General features: G+C 63.5%; 17 protein-coding genes. 5 read left to right on the top strand and 12 right to left on the bottom strand.

Features of this window, described 5'->3' with window-relative positions:
* Positions 1-332: 332 nt before the first annotated feature.
* Positions 333-1184: a hypothetical protein gene (locus C4K40_RS00880; protein ID WP_053132876.1), complete on the top strand. Its 852-nt coding sequence runs from the start codon at positions 333-335 to the stop codon at positions 1182-1184.
* Positions 1168-1377 (top strand): hypothetical protein, encoded by a 210-nt coding sequence (locus C4K40_RS31825; RefSeq protein WP_256224065.1) that lies wholly within the window; start codon positions 1168-1170, stop codon positions 1375-1377. The genes C4K40_RS00880 and C4K40_RS31825 overlap by 17 nt, the downstream gene beginning before the upstream one ends.
* 270 nt (positions 1378-1647) lie before the next feature.
* On the opposite strand, the gene C4K40_RS00870 is transcribed toward C4K40_RS31825, so the two are convergent.
* The 5 genes from C4K40_RS00870 to C4K40_RS00850 all read right to left on the bottom strand — a co-directional run bounded on the left by C4K40_RS00870 (position 1648) and on the right by C4K40_RS00850 (position 5620).
* Entirely contained in the window at positions 1648-1833 is a 186-nt protein-coding gene (locus C4K40_RS00870; protein WP_022643478.1) for a hypothetical protein, read from the bottom strand.
* Between the two features lie 72 nt (positions 1834-1905).
* Positions 1906-2607, bottom strand: a complete 702-nt coding sequence (locus tag C4K40_RS00865; protein ID WP_053132879.1) for a hypothetical protein — start codon at positions 2605-2607, stop codon at positions 1906-1908.
* Positions 2604-3185, bottom strand: a complete 582-nt coding sequence (locus C4K40_RS00860; protein ID WP_022643476.1) for an RNA polymerase sigma factor — start codon at positions 3183-3185, stop codon at positions 2604-2606. Before C4K40_RS00860 ends, C4K40_RS00865 begins: the two co-directional genes overlap by 4 nt.
* A 37-nt stretch (positions 3186-3222) precedes the next feature.
* Positions 3223-4971 carry a VWA domain-containing protein gene (locus C4K40_RS00855; protein ID WP_053132882.1) on the bottom strand — a complete coding sequence of 583 codons (1749 nt, stop codon included), beginning with the start codon at positions 4969-4971 and terminating at the stop codon, positions 3223-3225.
* Positions 4972-5059: 88 nt separating this feature from the next.
* Positions 5060-5620 carry a YbhB/YbcL family Raf kinase inhibitor-like protein gene (locus C4K40_RS00850; protein WP_053132885.1) on the bottom strand — a complete coding sequence of 187 codons (561 nt, stop codon included), beginning with the start codon at positions 5618-5620 and terminating at the stop codon, positions 5060-5062.
* A 440-nt stretch (positions 5621-6060) separates the two neighbouring features.
* Between C4K40_RS00850 and C4K40_RS32070 the strand changes: the two genes are divergently transcribed.
* The 3 genes from C4K40_RS32070 (at position 6061) to C4K40_RS00835 (ending at position 8461) form a co-directional block, all read left to right on the top strand.
* The gene (locus C4K40_RS32070) at positions 6061-7287 is read left to right on the top strand and encodes a PAAR domain-containing protein (protein WP_053132887.1); all 1227 of its coding nucleotides are present in this window, start codon (positions 6061-6063) and stop codon (positions 7285-7287) included.
* Between the two features lie 5 nt (positions 7288-7292).
* Complete coding sequence (locus C4K40_RS00840; protein ID WP_022643471.1) at positions 7293-7754, top strand: hypothetical protein; 462 nt, start codon at positions 7293-7295, stop codon at positions 7752-7754.
* A gap of 113 nt (positions 7755-7867) precedes the next feature.
* Complete coding sequence (locus C4K40_RS00835; RefSeq protein ID WP_022643470.1) at positions 7868-8461, top strand: DUF4291 domain-containing protein; 594 nt, start codon at positions 7868-7870, stop codon at positions 8459-8461.
* Here the strand turns inward: C4K40_RS00835 and C4K40_RS00830 are convergent.
* The 7 genes from C4K40_RS00830 to C4K40_RS00800 all read right to left on the bottom strand — a co-directional run bounded on the left by C4K40_RS00830 (position 8417) and on the right by C4K40_RS00800 (position 17869).
* On the bottom strand, positions 8417-8758 hold the full coding sequence (locus C4K40_RS00830) for a hypothetical protein (protein ID WP_124421252.1): 342 nt from the start codon (positions 8756-8758) through the stop codon (positions 8417-8419). The genes C4K40_RS00835 and C4K40_RS00830 overlap by 45 nt on opposite strands.
* A gap of 152 nt (positions 8759-8910) precedes the next feature.
* On the bottom strand, positions 8911-9162 hold the full coding sequence (locus C4K40_RS00825) for a hypothetical protein (RefSeq protein WP_083456924.1): 252 nt from the start codon (positions 9160-9162) through the stop codon (positions 8911-8913).
* A gap of 569 nt (positions 9163-9731) precedes the next feature.
* Positions 9732-10244 (bottom strand): poly-beta-1,6-N-acetyl-D-glucosamine biosynthesis protein PgaD, encoded by a 513-nt coding sequence (gene pgaD, locus C4K40_RS00820; protein WP_022643275.1) that lies wholly within the window; start codon positions 10242-10244, stop codon positions 9732-9734.
* A complete protein-coding gene (pgaC, locus tag C4K40_RS00815; protein ID WP_053132890.1) occupies positions 10244-11593 on the bottom strand; it encodes a poly-beta-1,6-N-acetyl-D-glucosamine synthase in 1350 nt (449 codons plus the stop codon). The genes pgaD and pgaC overlap by 1 nt, the downstream gene beginning before the upstream one ends.
* Positions 11594-11596: 3 nt before the next feature.
* The gene (gene pgaB, locus C4K40_RS00810) at positions 11597-13594 is read right to left on the bottom strand and encodes a poly-beta-1,6-N-acetyl-D-glucosamine N-deacetylase PgaB (RefSeq protein WP_022643273.1); all 1998 of its coding nucleotides are present in this window, start codon (positions 13592-13594) and stop codon (positions 11597-11599) included.
* Between the two features lie 12 nt (positions 13595-13606).
* On the bottom strand, positions 13607-16084 hold the full coding sequence (pgaA, locus tag C4K40_RS00805; RefSeq protein WP_053132893.1) for a poly-beta-1,6 N-acetyl-D-glucosamine export porin PgaA: 2478 nt from the start codon (positions 16082-16084) through the stop codon (positions 13607-13609).
* Positions 16085-16366: 282 nt separating this feature from the next.
* Positions 16367-17869 carry a YdgA family protein gene (locus C4K40_RS00800; protein ID WP_053132897.1) on the bottom strand — a complete coding sequence of 501 codons (1503 nt, stop codon included), beginning with the start codon at positions 17867-17869 and terminating at the stop codon, positions 16367-16369.
* Positions 17870-17916 lie beyond the last annotated feature (47 nt).

Here is a 17916-nt window from a genome sequence, read left to right as displayed (position 1 = left end):
GCCACCTCACTCATAAATGCCACAAATTTGCCACACTCGCCCCGCTAAACGGGGCGAAAGCCCGCTAACAGCAGCTACCACAACCCATTGATTTCCCAGCTAATCCCCGCTAACGTACTGATTCCAAACGCCGACTTTTAGGACTCCGAAGGCAGGGGTCGTGGGTTCGAATCCCGCCGAGTGCGCCAGCTTCAACGAGAAAGCCCCAGGCCCATGGCCCGGGGCTTTTTTGTTGGCCCGGCCAAGATCGGACGACAAGGGCATGGCCAGCCGGGCCTGCCCAGGCGGTGGACAACTTGCTACATTCCTCCCCCCCAGGACAGGAGGTCCCGATGCTGCGCCACCCCTTGCTCGACCAACCGTACCAGCCAACCTTGCAGAGCTGGATCGCCTGTTTCACCGGCTACCGCATGCCCGAGGCGCTGGATGCCGAGTTGAGCCGCTATGACCCCAATGATCCCGACGACCGTGAGCAGCTGATTCGCCGCTATTGCCTGGCGCGGGACGATGTGCGCGAGAACTTCCGCCATCGGCAGCAGCGGGTCCTGGCGCTACAAGCGGCCGTGGCCGATGCGCACTACGACTTCGGGCAGGTCTGGGAACCGCCCGAGGACGACTACGAAGACCCGCAGTGGCCCAGTGGTTGGCCGGAGCGAGTGATCGATAGCCGCGACTTTTTCCAGCGCCTGCTGCGCGCTGCCCGCGAGCTGTGGCACGACGACCTGACCCGTGCGCAGCTGCCCACGCTCAAGCAATGCCAGGAAATAGCCGAACGGGATCGCGGCAGCCGCGACTGGCTGTTCAGCGTCGATAACCCCGAGGCCTGGAAAGCGCAATTCGGCCTCGCCGCCACGCCCTACGAACTGGAGACGCCCGGCCCACAGTTCTACGGCGAGCGACTGCGCCTGGCCCTGTCCGGGGAGCTGCCCCGCCAACTGCTGCCCGCCAGCTGGAACAGCTCGCCAGGGCCAAGCCATTGCCGCTTGGTGCTGGAGATCCTGGGCATCAGCGAGCTGGCCATGAGCGGCACACGCTTCGATGGGCCCATGCGCACCCAGCTCACGCGCTTGAACCCCGGTTACTACGTGCGCCTGGAGATCGGCTTCGACAGCGTGATCGAATGCGTGGCGCTATCTGTGAGCATTGCCCAGGTCAAGGGAACACAAGATGAAAAGCAACTTTGAAGAGGCGCTGGAGCGCCAGGAAGTGCTGCAGTTCTTTCGTGGCCAGGGCCAGTACCTGACCCGGGACGGCGATTGGGATGAGCACCTGTACTGCATCAACTGGCCGGGAATCTTCAGCTACCTGCGCGACAACGCCGACGGCGCGCAGCAGCTCAGTGCCAGCTTCGAGCTGTACGCCTACAGCATCGAGTAAACCCTGGAAGACTGCTTCGGCCTGCGGGAAAACCTGTTCAACTACTACTCGACCCGAGCCCACCTGGCGCCTGGCAGCGCCGACCTGCTGGGGCAACTGCCGCCGGCCTGCAAGCGGCGGATCGTCCAACGCCTGAGCTGGTATCGCTGGCAAGTGGAAAACCACCATCGGCTGCTGCCGGAGCGGGCCCGGCGCATGAGCGCGGATGGCGCCTGCGCCGAGTTCCTTGACCTGCCTGCCATGCCTTCCTGAAGGTTCAGGCTGCCGGGCTCATTGAGCCTCGTCGGCCTCGGCCGGCGGGTTCGCCTGGGCCTGCGGCGCCAGCGCTTCGGCATCGTCCTCTTCGGCCTGTTCAAGGTCGAAGTCCTTGCGACTCTCCTTGATGGCCTGACGGATCTGCGCGCCCTTGATCGGGCAGTTCAACATTGCCGCAATGCGGTCGATGCGAGGTGCCATGGACGGCCTCTCAAGTTCTGGAAACGGCCACGATAGTGCGCGTTTTCCGCCTTGAGGGCCAATCCTTGTGCCTCACCGCCGACGCAAGGCGTGCAAGCGGCCGTCCAGGTCCTCGTCCGGGTAGGCGGCATAGAGCTTGAGCAACAGCTCGGCCGCCTCTCGGTTATGGCCGCCGTCCCACAGGCGCAACACCTCCTTCAGGACCGGGTCCAGCCGCTCGATGGGGCTCGGACCGAGCGTCGCGGCCATGCGCTTGGCCAGGTGCGATGCATGGGCCTCGGTGGGGACGTCCGATTGCGCGAGCCGTTCCTCGAGCCGGTCCATGTGCGGTGCCATGGCGAAGCTGCTGGTGGGCGCCGCCGGGGCGGGAGCGCTCAGGGCACCGGATGTCTCGGCCGGTGCCGGTTCCGGGGCTGGTGCCGGGGCCATCTCGGCCTGTTCCATGGTCCGGGGCCTGGCCTTGGCTGCCGCAGGCACCGGGGCCGGGGCTCGCACCGGGGCGAAGACCTGGGTCGGGTACTGCTCCGGAGTGCGCTGCACCATACCGATGATCAAGGCCACGCCGAACAGGCTGGCAAAGGCCACCTGATAACGCGGGCGCTGGCAGGCCTGCAGCCAGCGCTGCCACCACCCGGGACGGGGGGCGGGAGCCTCGCGGCGGGCAGCAGCCAGGATCAGGGCGTCGAGATGGGCGGGCGGTTCCATGGCGCTGTGCTCGCGCACATGGGCCAGCATCTGCTCCTCGGCGGATGGGGTCTGTCGGGCGTCAGTCATGTGAGTACCTCCTCGGCCAGGAGCCGACGCAGTTTTTTCAGTGCATAACGAAAACGGCTCTTCACCGTCTCCAAAGGTGCCTGGGTCAGGCTGGCGATCTGTGGCAATTCCAGCTCGCCATGGGCCCGCAGCAGGAACACTTCGCGCTGGTCTTCGGGCAAATCCTGCAGGGCAGCATCGATGCGCTGCCGGTCGCGGCACAGGCTCAATTGCTGCTCGGGCCCTGGGGTTTCGTCAGCTTCGGCATGCAGTTGTTCGTCATAGCTGTCGTGCAGTGGGTTGCGCACACCGTGCTTGCGCCAGTGGTCGATCAACCGATTGCGGGCAATCTGGTACAGCCAGGTGCGGAAGCTGGCCCGGCCCGATGGCCCGCTGGTGCTGCGGATCAGGCTGAGCCAGGTTTCCTGGTAGACCTCTTCGGCCAGCTCCGCCTTGCCGGACAAACCGAGCAGGAAACGGTACAGGCCCTGGCGATGGCGCTGGTACAGCAGTTCGAAGGCCGCACCTTCGCCAGCACGATAACGCGCCAGCAGCGCTTCGTCGCTGCTGGCGTCGGGGGACGGATGGGGAGCAGACATAGGGCGCTGGAACTCCTGTTCACTGCTCGTCATGGCTCTACTCAAGGCGGCTTTGCACGGCATGCTGGCCCAGCGCATCGGCCGCCCGGTCTTTGGGAGCTTGAGTTTGCAGGCTTTGCGCCAGCTCCACCAGTTGTACGAACTCACCACGCAACCCGTAGGGGTCATCGCCCTTGGCTCCCCGCGCCAACTTGGCGGTGTCGGCCAGGCTGAAATCCGCGGTGTAGCGACCGTCCTTGAGCTGTTGGGAGAACGCCGCCACGGCGGCGGCAAACCGCAGGTCGGGGCTGGCCTTGGCCAACTCCGTCGGCTGCTGGGTGCTGATCGGTCGCTCGATCAACCGGCTGCTGCCCCCTTCCGGCGCCTTGTAGCGCACCCGCAGCATGGCCAGCTCATCGGCCTTACCACTGGTGGCAGAAGTCTTGGCCTGGCCGTAGCGCAGCGGCTCCAGCCAGCCCTTCTCGCCCACCGGGACAACTTCATACAGCGCCGTGACGGTATGCCCCGAGCCAATTTCCCCGGCATCGACCTTGTCGTTGCTGAAGTCTTCGCGCTTGAGTGCCCGGTTCTCATAGCCCAGCAGCCGATATTCGCTGACCTGGGCCGGGTTGAATTCCACTTGCAGCTTCACGTCCTTGGCTACCACCGCCAGGGTCGAGCTGAGCTGGTCCACCAGCACCTTGCGCGCCTCGCGCAGGTTGTCGATGTAGGCGTAGTTGCCATCGCCGGCGTCGGCCAACTGCTCCATCAGGTGCTCGTTGTAGTTATCCACACCAAAACCCAGGGTGGTGAGGGACACGCCGCTCTTGCGCTTCTGCGCCGCCATGGCCTTGAGGCTGTCGAAGTCGCTGACCCCGACGTTGAAGTCGCCGTCGGTGGCCAGCAGGATGCGGTTGATGCCCTTGTCGATGAAGCCCTGCTGGGCCATCTGGTAGGCCATCTCGATACCCGAGGCACCAGCGGTGGAACCTCCGGCGGTGAGCTGGTCGATGGCGTTGCGGATCTTGGCCTTGTCGCGACCTGAGGTGGGCTCGAGCACCACCCGCGATTCACCGGCATAGACCACCAGCGATACCCGATCCTGGTCGCGCAGTTGGTCCACCAGCAGCTTGAGGGTGCTCTTGACCAGGGGCAGGCCTTCGCGACGGTCCATGGAGCCGGAGACATCCACCAGGAACACCAGGTTGGCCGGGGCCAACTGGGCCACTGCGCGATCCGAAGCCTTGATGCCGATGCGCAGCAAGCGGGTATGGGGGTTCCACGGCGTGGGCGCCAGCTCGGTGGTCACGCCGAAGGGCGAGCCATCGCTGGGCAAGGCGTAGTCGTAGGGGAAGTAGTTGACCAGTTCTTCCAGGCGCACCGCGCCTTCGGGCGGCAGGCTGCCCTGGTTGAGCAGGCGGCGGACGTTGGCGTAGGCGCCGGTGTCCACGTCGACGCTGAAGGTCGATACCGGGGCCTCGGCCACGCTGTGGATCGGGTTGTCCGGCAGGGCCTGGTACTGCTCGCGCGGCTCGTCCCGGTAGACCTGGAATGACTCGCGGTACACCGCCGGCGCCGGCATGGGCGCGATCATCGATACCGGGCGCAGGCCACGCTTGGCCAGGGACGTATCGGCACGCGGCATATCGTACTGGGCCTCAGGCGCCGCCTGCAGGGTGCCCTGGGCCGCAGCCTCCGCAGTGGCCTCAGGCTTGGACGACACGCCGCAACCGGCAATCGCCAGCAGCAAGCCAGCGATGGCGAAACCCTGGGTGGCCGGGCGAAGGAAATGCAGAGGAAGGAACATGGGGGCTGACCTCGGGGAAGAAATGATCCATTCCCCCTTCAGACGAAGCGCCTTGGCGATTCGGGTTAAGCCCCCGGAAAAAAATTCGTCAGCGCGAGTAGCGGCGCACCACGCTGCTATTGCGCAGTACATGGCCGTTGATCTTCTCCAGCAGCTGGGCGCGGGTCAGCCCGGCAGGCAAGGCCTCGGGCGAAATGTCCAGGGCGAAGATCTGGATGATGTAGTGATGGGCGCTGTCGCCCACCGGCGGGCACGGCCCCATGTAGGTGGTGCTGTTGCGGCTGTTGATACCGGCCAGGCCTTCCAGGTTCGGCTTGGTGCCGGCGCCGGCCGGGAGCTGCCGGGTGCTGGCCTTGAGGCCGTAGTGCACCCAGTGATCGACACCCTGGCCCTTGGCGCCATCCGGATCGTGCATGACGATGGCGTAGCTCAAGGTCCCGGCAGGGCCTGCGGTCCAGCTCAGCGCCGGAGAGTTGTTATGCCCGCCACAGCCCTTTGCATCACTGGCATTGCCGGTGGTGAACAGCCGGTCATCCGACACCCCGGGCACATTCAGGGTGAAACGCTCCTGGGCCTGCACGGGAAGTTGCAGGCACAACAGCACGGCACCAGCGGCCAGCCAAGTATTGCGGGAGGCAAAGCGAGACATACGAAAGCACCTTTTTGCGGATGGAAACGGGGTGAGCACCAGACTATAGCCGGCTTGAATGAATGCGCCCCTTCACGCAAGGCGCGGTGGGAGATTGAGCTTGAGCGCAGGGGTGGTTGTAAATTAAAAAAAAGTGGAATTTTCCAGCCACGACCATTCAGAACACTGAGTTCAAGCCAGCAATCAGGCGCTGAGGGCTCTTCGAACAGGGTTGCATCATTGGCGTGAATCTTCCGCCCCCCTGCTGCGGCTTGTGACATTGGCTCGCTGGCACGCCTTGCCCACCCGGCGAGCCCTGGCCGGTGTGACGGTGTCCGGCATTGGCGAATGCCGGGTAACTTCCAGGACTTGCTGCCCCCGGGTCGCTCTTCGATAATCCGCCGCTCACGACAATCAGTAGCTCAAAAAGGTGCTTGGCGCACCCAGGGCGGAGTCTCAGCATGGATGTACAGGCCGCAGCGCGGTTTGGCGATGAAATCGCCCATGGATTCGGAGTTGCGGCGATGATCGCCGGCGCGGTCGCCGGGGCTCTCATCGGTGCAGCCATCGTCGCGGCAACTGCCGCAACAGGCGGCCTGGCGGTGGTGATCCTGGCGGGCTCGGTCGCCGCTGGCGGCCTGTCTATGTTCCAGCTGGTGAAAGGCCTGTCGACCATCTTCGATTTGCCCGAGCCAACCACCGGCGAGCTCATAAGAGGCAGCCCCAACGTCTTCGTCAACCTGCGCAACGCCATGCGGGCCGGTGAGGATGTATCGAGTTCCTGTACCGGCTTTCCCCTGGGGCATCCGCCCTGGCCGTTCCCGGTCACCATCGCCGAAGGCAGCGCCACCGTGTACATCAACGGCAAGCCGGCGGCGCGCCTGACCAGCAAGATGACCTGCGGGGCGCACATCAAGTCCGGTAGCCAGAACACATTCATCGGCGGCCCGACGCTGCGGGTGGAGTTCGTGCTGGATATCGAGGGTTGGCTGCATACCGGCCTGGAGGCATTGGGCCTGGTCGCTGCCGCAGGAGCCCTGGTGCTGGCGGCCATGGCCGGCGTGGCAGCCCTGTTGACCACTGTGGCGGTGGGAGCTGCAATCTATGGCGGCATGGAATTGCTCGGACAGATCGGCGATCGGCTCGGCCCGGGCTACCGTGACCTGCTGCAGGGCATCGCCGGCCTGGCACTGCTCGGCGCCGGGCCGAAAATGGCCAAGATGAGCGCGGAGCGCAACGCCGCGCGCCTGGCCAACCAGTCACAGGTACTGGAAGTGCGCACGGCCGCGGAGGTCAACAAGGTGATGATCGCCAAGGGCGACTTGCCAGCATGGCTGGAAGGAACCCAGGTCAAGACCGAGATAGTGCCACCGGGAACGCAATACCAGATGGTGGTCGCCAAGGGCCAGGCCGAAGCCATCATGCAGGGCAAAAAGGCCTTCGGCGGCTTCGCCACCCCCGATGCGATTCCCAACCAGGCCTATGCCCGGGATAAACTGGTGATCCTCGATCGGTTCAAGACAGATGTGTCCCATGTGATCACCGTCGAAACCACCGCCCCGCAAAAGATTCACAGTGGCATCACCGGTCCGCTGGAGAACTACAAGGGCGGGGTGAGGCAAGTGGAGTTCCTCGACGAGAGGTTTCTGAAAATAGTCGGCACGCCTGAAGTGCTGCCTGTGGAGTGAAAATTGTGATCAGTGATTTCGAACGCATCCGGGAAGACGGCAAGGTCATCGACGAAAACATGACAGTGGACCGGATGATCGCCCTCGGGTGGTCTCCTTGCCTGGTCGTCGAGGCACGCTGGCGCTGGCAGGAACAGCTCCTTAGCGTGGTCAACAGCCGCGGCCTGCTGGCGATCGTGGTACCGGATCGGCAACACCTCGCCATCCTGTGGAACGATGACGACACGGGCATAGCCGCGACCCTCTACGTGGTCTCCGGCGACCGCCAGCAACAGATCCGGATTACCGACCAGTTGCTGATCGATGGCCAGCTCGAGACCGGGGTCTACAGCTGGTTCGAACAGTTCCCGCAGGATTCGCCCAGCGTCTTCACCTGCATGTTCAGCCGACAACGCGACCAGGCGATGTTCAGGGTGGATATCGATGCGGCGACCGGCGACATTCTTTCGGTACAGCATTCCCGCTGAATACCCTTGCGCCTGCTGCATCAGCACACAAATACCGCGCAACAGTGCATGGCGCAGCGCACCAGGCGCATCATGGGCGGCCACTCAGCCGCCCGTTTTCACAAGGAAACACCATGCCTGCAACGGCCGACAACATCCCTCTGCGCCAGATCCGGGCGGTCTACGACGCCAGCACCCTGCGCGTCTACCAGGCCTACTCGGCAAGCATTGCCGATGCGGCGCTGGCCCATGGCACCTTCGTCTCGCCACCGTTCAAGATGGAGCGCATGACCTGGATAAAGCCCTCCTTCCTCTGGATGATGTATCGCGCCGGCTGGGGCTTCAAAGACGCTGGGCAGAGCCGCATCCTGGCCATCGACATCAGCCGCGAAGGCTTCGAATGGGCCCTGGCCCACAGCTGCCCGAGCCACGCCGAGGAGGGGATGAGCAAGGAGCAATGGTTGCAGTTGAAAGACCAGTCGCCGGTGCGCATCCAGTGGGACCCGGAACGCGACCTGCACCTGCGGCCCCAGGAACACCGGGCCATCCAGATCGGCCTTGGCCAGGAAGCAGTGGGCTTGTACGTGAACCAGTGGATCCAGCGCATCAGCGACGTCACGCCGCTGGCGCATCGCATCCATGAGCGGGTGCTGGCTGGCGACCTGGAAGAGGCGCGGCGCCTGCTACCCCAGGAGCGCGAATACCCCATGGCGGGCCCTGCTGCGTAAACCGCTTGGCGCGCCACCTTCAGCATAGCCGCCACTGGTGGGATTCCTGCCTGACGCATCAACAATCGGATTGACCAGCTTTCTGTTTTCATCATCAAGCAGGTGAATTGGGAACGCCGTTAGGGTTACCACTTCCCAGAGGCCTATTGAGATCTTCAGCTGCCGCTCTATCTCTCCTTTCGCTGTACCGCCTGCGCTTTTGGCGCTCTCGACCATCGAATTGGCTGCGCCACGCATTCTTTCCTGATTGTCAGGCGTCGATGCTTGATACAGCAGAACCGTGGCCAGCGCTGCCATTGCTCCTCCGCCGAGAGCCTGGACAAATCGACTTCCTTGTTCTTGACCTTATCGGCATCGGCGACCGAAGCAACGTTTGCTCGTCTCCTACGCACCCGATAACTACGTCGCCACCACTATTGCAATTGGTCTCGTTTCAATTTTCCCTAAACTTACGAGTCATCCTTAAATCTTTCTGGCAGGTACTCTTGCCGAACCATACCTTTAAGTAGCCCTTTAAGTTCATCAAGATAATAAGAAAGCTCTTCTCTAGACTCGCAAACTGTATTTTGTTCAATCTCAGAGTCACTAAAATTTTTCATTACCATCGCTATGCTATCTGCAAAAACCATTAATTCGCCCTCAGAGACGCAAAGATCATACAGCGTGACACTTGCAATGCACTCTTTGCTTAAAATCTCCATTGATTACCACAGCATATAATTATAAAAAATCGAATAGACCCTTCAAATTCATCTTGCTAGGTCGGCCACCACTGCCATCGTCGAATCCTATCTCATGTATGAAATTTAGGACTATTCAACGAAGCTACAACCTCACTAAATAGTCACCATGAACATGAAAAAAACATATATATCAAAGTGTTATCCGCTATTCGCGCCAGCCCTGCAAAACACCGGCAACCCCTTTGATCCAGGGGGGTTGCCCGCAAAAAATGCGCTGCATTAACAACGGCATTTCGGTTTCAGGCACAGGTACTGCCAGGTTGCTTGAAACGCTGGCGTACAAGTTGCCGAACAGCGCTGCAGAGCATATCCGGGCAAAAAGTCAGCAGTCACCCATGGCGTCAATAATTTACGGAATTTCGGAAATTTCCTATAAATCAAACTAACTAGTTGATATAAAAAGAAATTATAAATTTCTCATTGCACACTTCATATTGCCAACGAACGGTAATAAAAAACCCGGGCCTCAAAGCCCGGGTTACTCATTTCAAACCAGCCATGCTGGTGCTTCGGTCATGGTCATCGCGCTAGGTCTTGCCCTCATCCCCCTCCGAGCGCAGGTGGATCACCCGTGGTGGTGGCTCCGCTACCAGGGGCGGGTGAGGCTGGTCCTCGGGCTGGATGCGGTAGAACTGGGTGGTGACATGGCTGATGCCGCCCTCCGCATCGTTGTGCACGACCAGGCTGCCGGGCTGGCGCATCTGGGCGAAGGTCTCGTCGCTGATCTTGAAGGTCTCGCTCAGGCGCTTGTCGTCCACCGCCGGCGCCGGCAGGCGTGGCGGGTACTTGCGATTGCGCCGCTGGCGATAGCGGGCCCAGGAGATCAGCAGCACCGCGTTGATCACCGCCACCAACCCATAGAACTGCAAGGTGGTCAGGGCATCGAGTACACCGGCCTCGAACCTGGGCCCTTCGTGGGTATAGAGCAGCGGCCAGAGACCCCGGACCAGCAAGTAGAAGAGCGCGGCCCAGGCCAACAGGGTGAAGAAGACATCGACTATCACCAGAAAGGGGCGCTGGCGGGTACGGATGATTTTCATCAGCGCGCCTCCTCTTTGTCATCGATGGGCTTGATCCCTCGGTCCGGGCTGATCCAACGCGCGCGCTTGCGGTGCTCGCTGAACAACACCTTGGGAAAGCTCACCAGGGTGGTGAACAGGCTGATGAACCAGAACGCCAGTGGGTACCAGACCACCCAGAACATGGTTTTCCACAGGTCCTTCTCGTAGCGGCGGTCGATCAGGATGCTCACCGCGAACTGGGCCAGGCAGACCATCGCTAGCACCAGGCCGGTGAAGGCCGGCGGCACGATGCTGTGCACCGCTATGGCCTCGGGCATGACGATGAACTTGCCCAGGGCCCAGAAGATCACCGACAGCAGGAAGGTGAAGGCCCAGCCGGTGGACAGGCAATAGTCGAACAACAGGGTCCACAGATAGCGATGCCGCCATTCCCAGATGCCACGGATGTTCTTGAACAGCACCTCGGCGCCACCCTGGGCCCAGCGCAGCCGCTGTCTCCACAAGCCGCGCAGGGTTTCGGGCATCAGGATCCAGCACAGCGCCCGGGGCTCGAAGAACACGTACCAATGGTCCAGTTGCAGCTTCCAGCTGACGTCGATGTCCTCGGTGATCATGTCCGGGCTCCAGTAGCCCACCCGATGCAGCGCCGTGCGGCGGAAGGCGACGATCACCCCGGAGACGGTGAAGACCTTACCGAACACCCGCTGGGTACGCTTGATCAGGCCGATGATCGAGGAGAACTCGCCCACCTGCACCCGGCCCACCAGGGTCGAACGGGTGCGAATGCGCGGGTTGCCGGTCACCGCGCCCAGGCGCGGGTTATCCAGCATCGGCGCCACCAGGTAGGCCGCCGTGTTGGGCGCCAGCAACGCATCGCCGTCGATGCACACCAGGTATTCGCTATGGGCCGCCACCGCGCCCATGCGCAGGGCCACCGCCTTGCCCTGATTCTGCGCCAGGTGCAGCACCCGCAGGCGGGGGTCGAGGACGGCCAACTGGTCGAGGATCTGCCCGGTGTTGTCCTTGGAGCCATCGTTGATGGCGATCACTTCGATGTTCGGATAGTGCTGGGCCAGGGCCGCCTGGATGGTATCGGCGACGTTATCCCCCTCGTTGTAGCAAGGGATGAGGATGCTGATCAGCGGCTCGCCGGCCAGCGGTGGCGGCAAGGTGTCGTCGTCCCACGGCCAGTGCCGCTCCCAGTGCAGCCAGAAATACAGGCCCCCGGCGATCCACAGGGCCGACATGAACAATGGGTAGTAGAAGACGAAATCCATGAGGAATTCGCCAGTCACCACGAAGATCAGGCCCAGGGGCACGCCCATGACCAGCGCCAGGACCACCACAGCGAAGATACGATCCATCATGATTCATGGACTCCATTTGTTGGAGAGCGCGGGCCGCAAGGTCTTCAGGTCCGGTGAGTTCTCGAGGAAGTTGTCCGGGTAGTAACCGAAGTTGATGGCACCCTGGCGCTTGAGCCGGCCCATCCAGTCGGCCATCTGCCCGGCCGGTAAATCGCTGGCGGGCTTCTGGGTCCAGTCCCGGGCCTGGAGTTCGAATACCGTGCGCTGCAAGGCACCGGGGCGTGTGCGCACCTGATCCACCAGGGCTTCCAGCCAGGGCCCGGAGTGCCGTGGGCTTTGCCCTTCCATCAGCGGCATGGCCATGGGCGCGGTCCAGTCATAGCTGGCGAGGAAATCGTCGAGGTTCTGGGCGAACCAGGTTTCGCTCTGGGGATTGATGATCGGCTCGGCGAACAGGTTGCGCGCGGTCTGCACCTGGGGCCCACGGATCGCCCGGACCTTGGCCGTCAGTTCATGGGTGAAGTCGATCAGGTAACGGCTCTTGAAGCGGGTCCAGCGTTGCAACGCGGCGGGGTCGTCGCGCAGCCCGGCGATGGAGCCCGGCAGCCCCTGGGCGGCATAGGCACGCAAGGCTTCGGGGCTGGCGTCCTCGAAATCCGAGAGCACAGCGTCGTCATGGAACAGGATGCCGTCCACCGAGGTCATGCGCGCCACATCCTCGTACAGGTCGCCGATCAGGCGGCGGACCTGCGGATCGAAAGGCGACAGGCGCCGGTATTGCTTCGGATCGACCGCCACCTGGCCGGTTTGCGGATCCCAGCGCGTGACCCGGGGCAGCCTGGCATCCAGGTCGAAACTGAGCACCGGCATCCAGGCATAGACCTTGACGTGGGAGCGGGTGCGCAGTTGCCAGGCAACCCGGTCGAACAGGTCGGCACGCATCGGCAAGTGGCGATTGGGGAAGTACAGCGACTGCACCAGCCCGTCGCCCTTGGGATCGGCGAAGGCCTGGAGAAACACGGTATTGGCCCCCAGGTCGGCCATGCGCTGCACCAGCTTGCCGAGGTTGATCTCCTGCTGCTTGGGGTCCGGGTCGTAGACGTTGTCCAGGTCCACGTGCACCACGCGCATGGGCGCCATGGTCTCGGTGCCGACGATGCTGTTGGAGAAGTGCATGCCGTCAGGGTCCGAGACCACCAGGAAACGCGGGCTGCTCATCAGGTTGTCGAGGCTGTCCAGGCCATCGTCCAGGGTCAGGGCCAGCTTGAAACCCTGGCCATCGACCACCTGCAGCGTCGAGCCATCGGCCGTGCCATAGGGCCAGACCCAGACCCGCGGACGATAGCCGGTAGCCGCCTGGATCTTGTCCGAGATGGTGCTCACATCCTTGCGCATGCGCGCCTGGAACTGCGCCTCGCTTTCATAGCGCCCGGTGCGCGGGTCGTAGCGCCGGGTCGCCGCGGCAGGCTGCATGTTGCCCTGGGGGTTACCGAGGATGCCCAGGTGACTGCTGTCGGTGTGGGCGGCGATCTCCACCAGGCCGGAACGGGATATCTCGCGGATCTGCGCCCAGGTCAAGAATTGCGAGCGCGGCCGCAGGTCGCCGGCGAAGTTCACCGGCTGGTCGGCCGGGGTGTCGATCCAGGTGCCCACCGGGGCCAGGAGGGCCGGCCAGCGATAACTGCGCAGCACCGGCATGACCCGGGTATAGAAGCTTGAGTAACCGTCGTCGAAACTCAGCAGGATGGCCTTGGCCGGCAAGTCCGGACCGCCCCGACGGGCCGCCAGGATCTGGTCCACGGTGACCGGCTTGTAGCCGTTCTCGCGCAGCCAGGCCAGTTGCTGGAGCATACGGTCGGTGCGCACCGCCACCACGCGCTGGTCCGGGTTGCGATCCTCGATATCGTGGTAGGCGATGCCCAGCACGTGGTTCTTCGGCCAGGGCGCTTCGTTGTTCGGCAGCGGCCGTTGCGCCGGGGCGACGAAGTCCGCGGCAGGCTGGGAACAAGCACTGAGCAGCAGCGCGCCCAGCAAGAGGATGCAACGCTCGATCAGGCTCATCGTCACCGTCCTCTAGAAGCGATAGGTAAGGTCCACGGCCAGGCGCAAGTCGGTTTCCCGCTCGCCGTCGTAGGGTCGGTTGATCACGCTCAGCACCGCGCCGATATCGAACACGTCGTTCCAGCTATAGCGCTGGCCGTAGCTGACCAGGCCGACACCGCCGGTGGAATAGTCGCGCTGGCTGTAGGTGCCGACGCCGAACTGGAACTGCTGGCTCCAGGAGGTTTCGTAGCGGTGGTAGAGCACATGGTTGACGTTCACCGTCGGCAGGACGCTGAAGTCGGACTTGGGATTGAAGTACGGCGCGTCGTCCCGGGTGTTGTGGCTGGTACCGACCTCCAGGCCCAGGTCGACCTGGACTTCGGGAGAGCGGTACACCCCTTCGCGGCCGGTGAGCAGGGCTTCGAAACGGTTGTTGCCATCACTGAAGTGCGAGGGGCTCAGGGACAGTTTCCACTCCCGGCTTTCATTGGCGCGCCAGCGCAGGAAAGCGCTGCCGCCATTGGCGCTGATGTCGTTCTTGAGGGCCCGCAGCGGCGTCGCGGCGGTGAGGTAGTCAAGGCTGCCGCCGTACTGCCAATGGTCGTCGATGTCCCGGGCCAGGGCTATGCGGGCGCCGGTCTTATTGCCGTAGCCGTAGGAGTGGTTGGAGACCTCGGCCTCCAGGGTCATGTCGCGGGTGCGCCGTTCCACGCCCAGCAGTTGCCAGCGGTGGTTGCCCTTGCCCTCCTGGAAGTCGCCCATGGCGTAGCCGACGCCAGCGAACACGCGCCAGTCTTCATCGATGGGCGGGCTGTAGAGCCGGCTCTCGATGCCGAAATCGCGGCTCCCGGAGACCGCTCCGGCGCCGTTGTTGCCACCGCCATTGCTCTTGCCGCCATAGGTCGAGACCCGCAGCTCGGCCATGTCGTGGACCTCACGCTCCCGGGCCAGGCGCTGCACCGCGCGGTTCTCCGGATAGCGCGCGACCACATCGTCGGTCAGGGCATCCATCTGCCGCCATTCCTGCAGGTCCTGGGCGGTGTGTCCCTGGGCGACCTCCAGGGCGACGTCGCGCGGCGCCACGCTTTCGACCTCCTTGAGCAGGTATTCGGAGCGGCGCGGCCACTCCCGGGCCAGGTACAGGTTGGCCTGGGCCAGGCGCACATTGACGTCGCCCGGGGCCTTGGTGGCCAGGTCGTCCAGGCGCTGCTCGCTGTCAGGCAGGTTATTGCCGTAGGTGCCGGCCTGGGCCGCCAGCAATTGCGCGTCCAGCCAATCGTCGTTGGGATCGCCCACCGTCTGCCCCACCAGCTGGATGCGCTGGGGTTCGCTGTTGGCCAGGTCGGTGGCCACTTTCAGCGCCGCCTCGGGTTGCTCGCTTTCCAGCAGCGAGTAGTACAGGCCGGTGGTGTCTTCGACGCGGTTGCCCCGGTCGGCATCCGGCGCGCTCAGGACCTTGCGGTACAGGTCGGCGGAGACCTCCGGCTGGCGCTGGTCGAGGTAGGCCGAGGCGACCCAGCGCAGGGCGTAGGTAGGGATGGCAACGCCGGCGGCGGTCAGCTGCTCGTACTCGCTGATCACCTCGGCGGTACGCGCCCGGGACTTGAGCGCCCCCAGGCGGTCGATGCGCCAGCGGGTCACGTCGTCCTGGGCCTTGGGATCGTTGCCCCAGGCGGCGAACAGCGCGTCGTAGTCGGCCAGGGCGCGATCGGCCACCACGAAGCGTTCCTTCTCGCTGCGGCTGGCCAGCTCCGACAGGCGCACCCGCTCGGCAGCCAGGTCGGCTTCCATGCGTCGCTGGATGACCGGATCGATCAACCCCGGATGCTGGTGCGCCAGGCGCACGGCCGGCTCCGGCAGGCGGGCGCGTTGCAGGGCATAGATGTACTCGCGCAGTACGTCGGGCCGCTCGCCGGCACGCACGAAGGCCTGGTCGTATTCCACCAGGGCATCCTGGGGCTGGTTGGCCCGGGTCAGGGCGTAGCCCAGGGCCAGGCGCCGATTCGGATCATCCGGCTTGGCGGCGACCAGCGCCCGGGCCCGGACCACGGCTTCAGCGGGCTGGCCAGCGTCGGCCTGGGTCAGGGCCAGGCCCAGTTGCAGGTCGGGGTTCTTGGGGTTGCGCTCCAGCGCCTGGCGATAGAGCCGGGTGGCGTTGTCCCATTGCTTGAGGTTGCGATAGGCCCGGGCGGTGGCGGTCAGGGCCTGCACCGGCAGCACGCGATTGCGCCCCTGGGTCTCGTAGACATTCACCACTTCACTATCCAGCCCGGCCCAGCTGGCGATCTGCAAATGGTCGCTGACCAGCCCGTTGGTCAACTGGTTGGCCGGTACCTGGCGCAAGTGGCTCAGGGCCGGGGCATAACTGCCCGCCCGGGCCTGGATGATCAGTTGGTCATAGGCGGCGTCGGCGAACGCCAGCCCGGGCAACAACAGTTGGCTGCACAGTGCCAGACGAAACAACGGGCGCAGGCCAAAGCGGCGAGCAGGATGAACAGTGCATTGCATTTCGTCAGCACCTTTACATGGCTGGCCGGAGTGCCGCGTCCACGCCTGTACGCCCCGGCGACCGGGACCAAGCGACCCGGCGAAGCTTTCCGGGAGAAGTCTTCCACGTAGGTTAGTTCAGAAATTGCAACGCAATAATTATTCAGAATCAGATCGGCAAAACGTCCCCAAGGCCCCGTGCACCGGGGCCTTGGACAGCACGACGCCCGGGCTGTGGCATCCACGGCACCGGGCGTCGAGGGTGATGCAACCGATCGCCAATGGCGATCGAGCGGCGGTCGCTTATTGCTGTGCGCCGGCGCCAGCCACCTTGCTCATGACGAAGCCGATGAACTGCTCGACCGTCATCTTCTGGCCGTTGAAGTTCACTTCGTTGTTGGCGTAGTGCAGCGCCGAAACCACGTTGTTGCCGTCCAGCTTCGCCAGCTGGGTGGCAACGGCCATGGCGCTGAGCATTTCTGCGGTCGCCGCGCCCTGTTCGGCGATCTGCTTGGCGTCGGTCATGCCTTCGGCCTGGGCCTGCAATGCGGCCAGGTCCGCCACCATCGGCTTGGACAGCGACAGCTTGGCGTCGAGCTGGCTGATCAGTTGCTTGCCCAGTTCTGCAGTGGGCAGTTCCAGGCTCTGCGGCTTGGCCAGGTTCAGGCCCAGACTGAAGCGGCTTTCGCCGTTGCCGGTCTTGAGCGCCAGGCTTTCCAGGGCGATCTGTGGCTTGGCGGCCAGGACCTTGTTCACCGCCGCACGGACCTTGGCCTCCTCGGCTTCGCTCATTTGCAGCTCAGGTGCCTCTTCGCCCTTGGCCGAGGCCTCGGCGGCAGTTTTTTGGTACGGCTGCAAGACGTTCTGATAGACCTGGACCAGCTCCAGCATGCCCTGGCTATCCAGGTCCTTCATGCTCCAGAGCATCTCGGCGGAACCCACGGCCTTGCCATCGAAGACAATCTCGCCCACACGGTAATCCGCGCGACCGGCCACGTTGCTGCCGGTTTCTTCAGTGGATGTCTTCTGTTCGAAGTTCTTCAGGGTCAGTACCGACTGCTTGTCGCCGAAGGTAGCCTTCAGGCCGCTGAGCTCCAGGGTGTTCTGGCCCAGGTAGTAGTCGAAGCTGCTCTTGTGCAGGTTGCTGGCCAGGGTCAAGCCTTTGATTTCCATCTTGAGCGGAGCTTTGTCCGGCGAGCTGAGGAACAGGTCCAGGCTGTCCATATAGCCGTCGACCTTGGCCTTGCGGCGATTCTCGCTGACGCTGAAGATGGCGTTCAGGCCAGAGAACTTGAGGTTGTTCAGCTCATCCAGGGCCAGTTCCATCGGAGCGAAATCCAGGGTGCCCTCGGCGGACAGGTCATAGCCGACATTGACCACGCCGCTGAACGGTGCAGCGCCCTTGGTGGCCGCAAACCATTTGTCGGTCTGGGAGTTGTTCACCAGCTCGTAATGACTGGAAGCCATGACGGGTAGCCACTTGAAGCGAACCAGACGCGAGAACGGCAGCGGGCCGTGCTCGATGTGGTCGGCGATCAGCAGTTCCAGGTCACCGTGAAACACATCGCCCTGGCCCTTCAAGCGATAGCGGGCGTTGCTGCTGAACACACCGCGCTCCAGGGACACCAGTTCCAGGGTCGCCGTGGCGTCGTAGCCGATCAGCGCTGCCTGCAGCTCCTTGTTGCTCTCCACGATCTGCTGCTGCAGAACCCCTTCCAGCTTGGTGCCGGTGTACCAGGCGCCGCCGGCACTGATTGCACCCACTGCGACGACGATTCCTAACAGTACGCCTGCTGACTTATTCATGTTTGACCCGATCGATATCCATAGTTTGAAAGTGTGCTGGTCTTCCC

The organism is Pseudomonas sp. CMR5c, from assembly GCF_003850545.1.
GTDB lineage: Bacteria > Pseudomonadota > Gammaproteobacteria > Pseudomonadales > Pseudomonadaceae > Aquipseudomonas > Aquipseudomonas piscis.
Note: the sequence above shows the minus strand (reverse complement) of the source record. Positions and strands in the feature narration are given on the sequence as shown.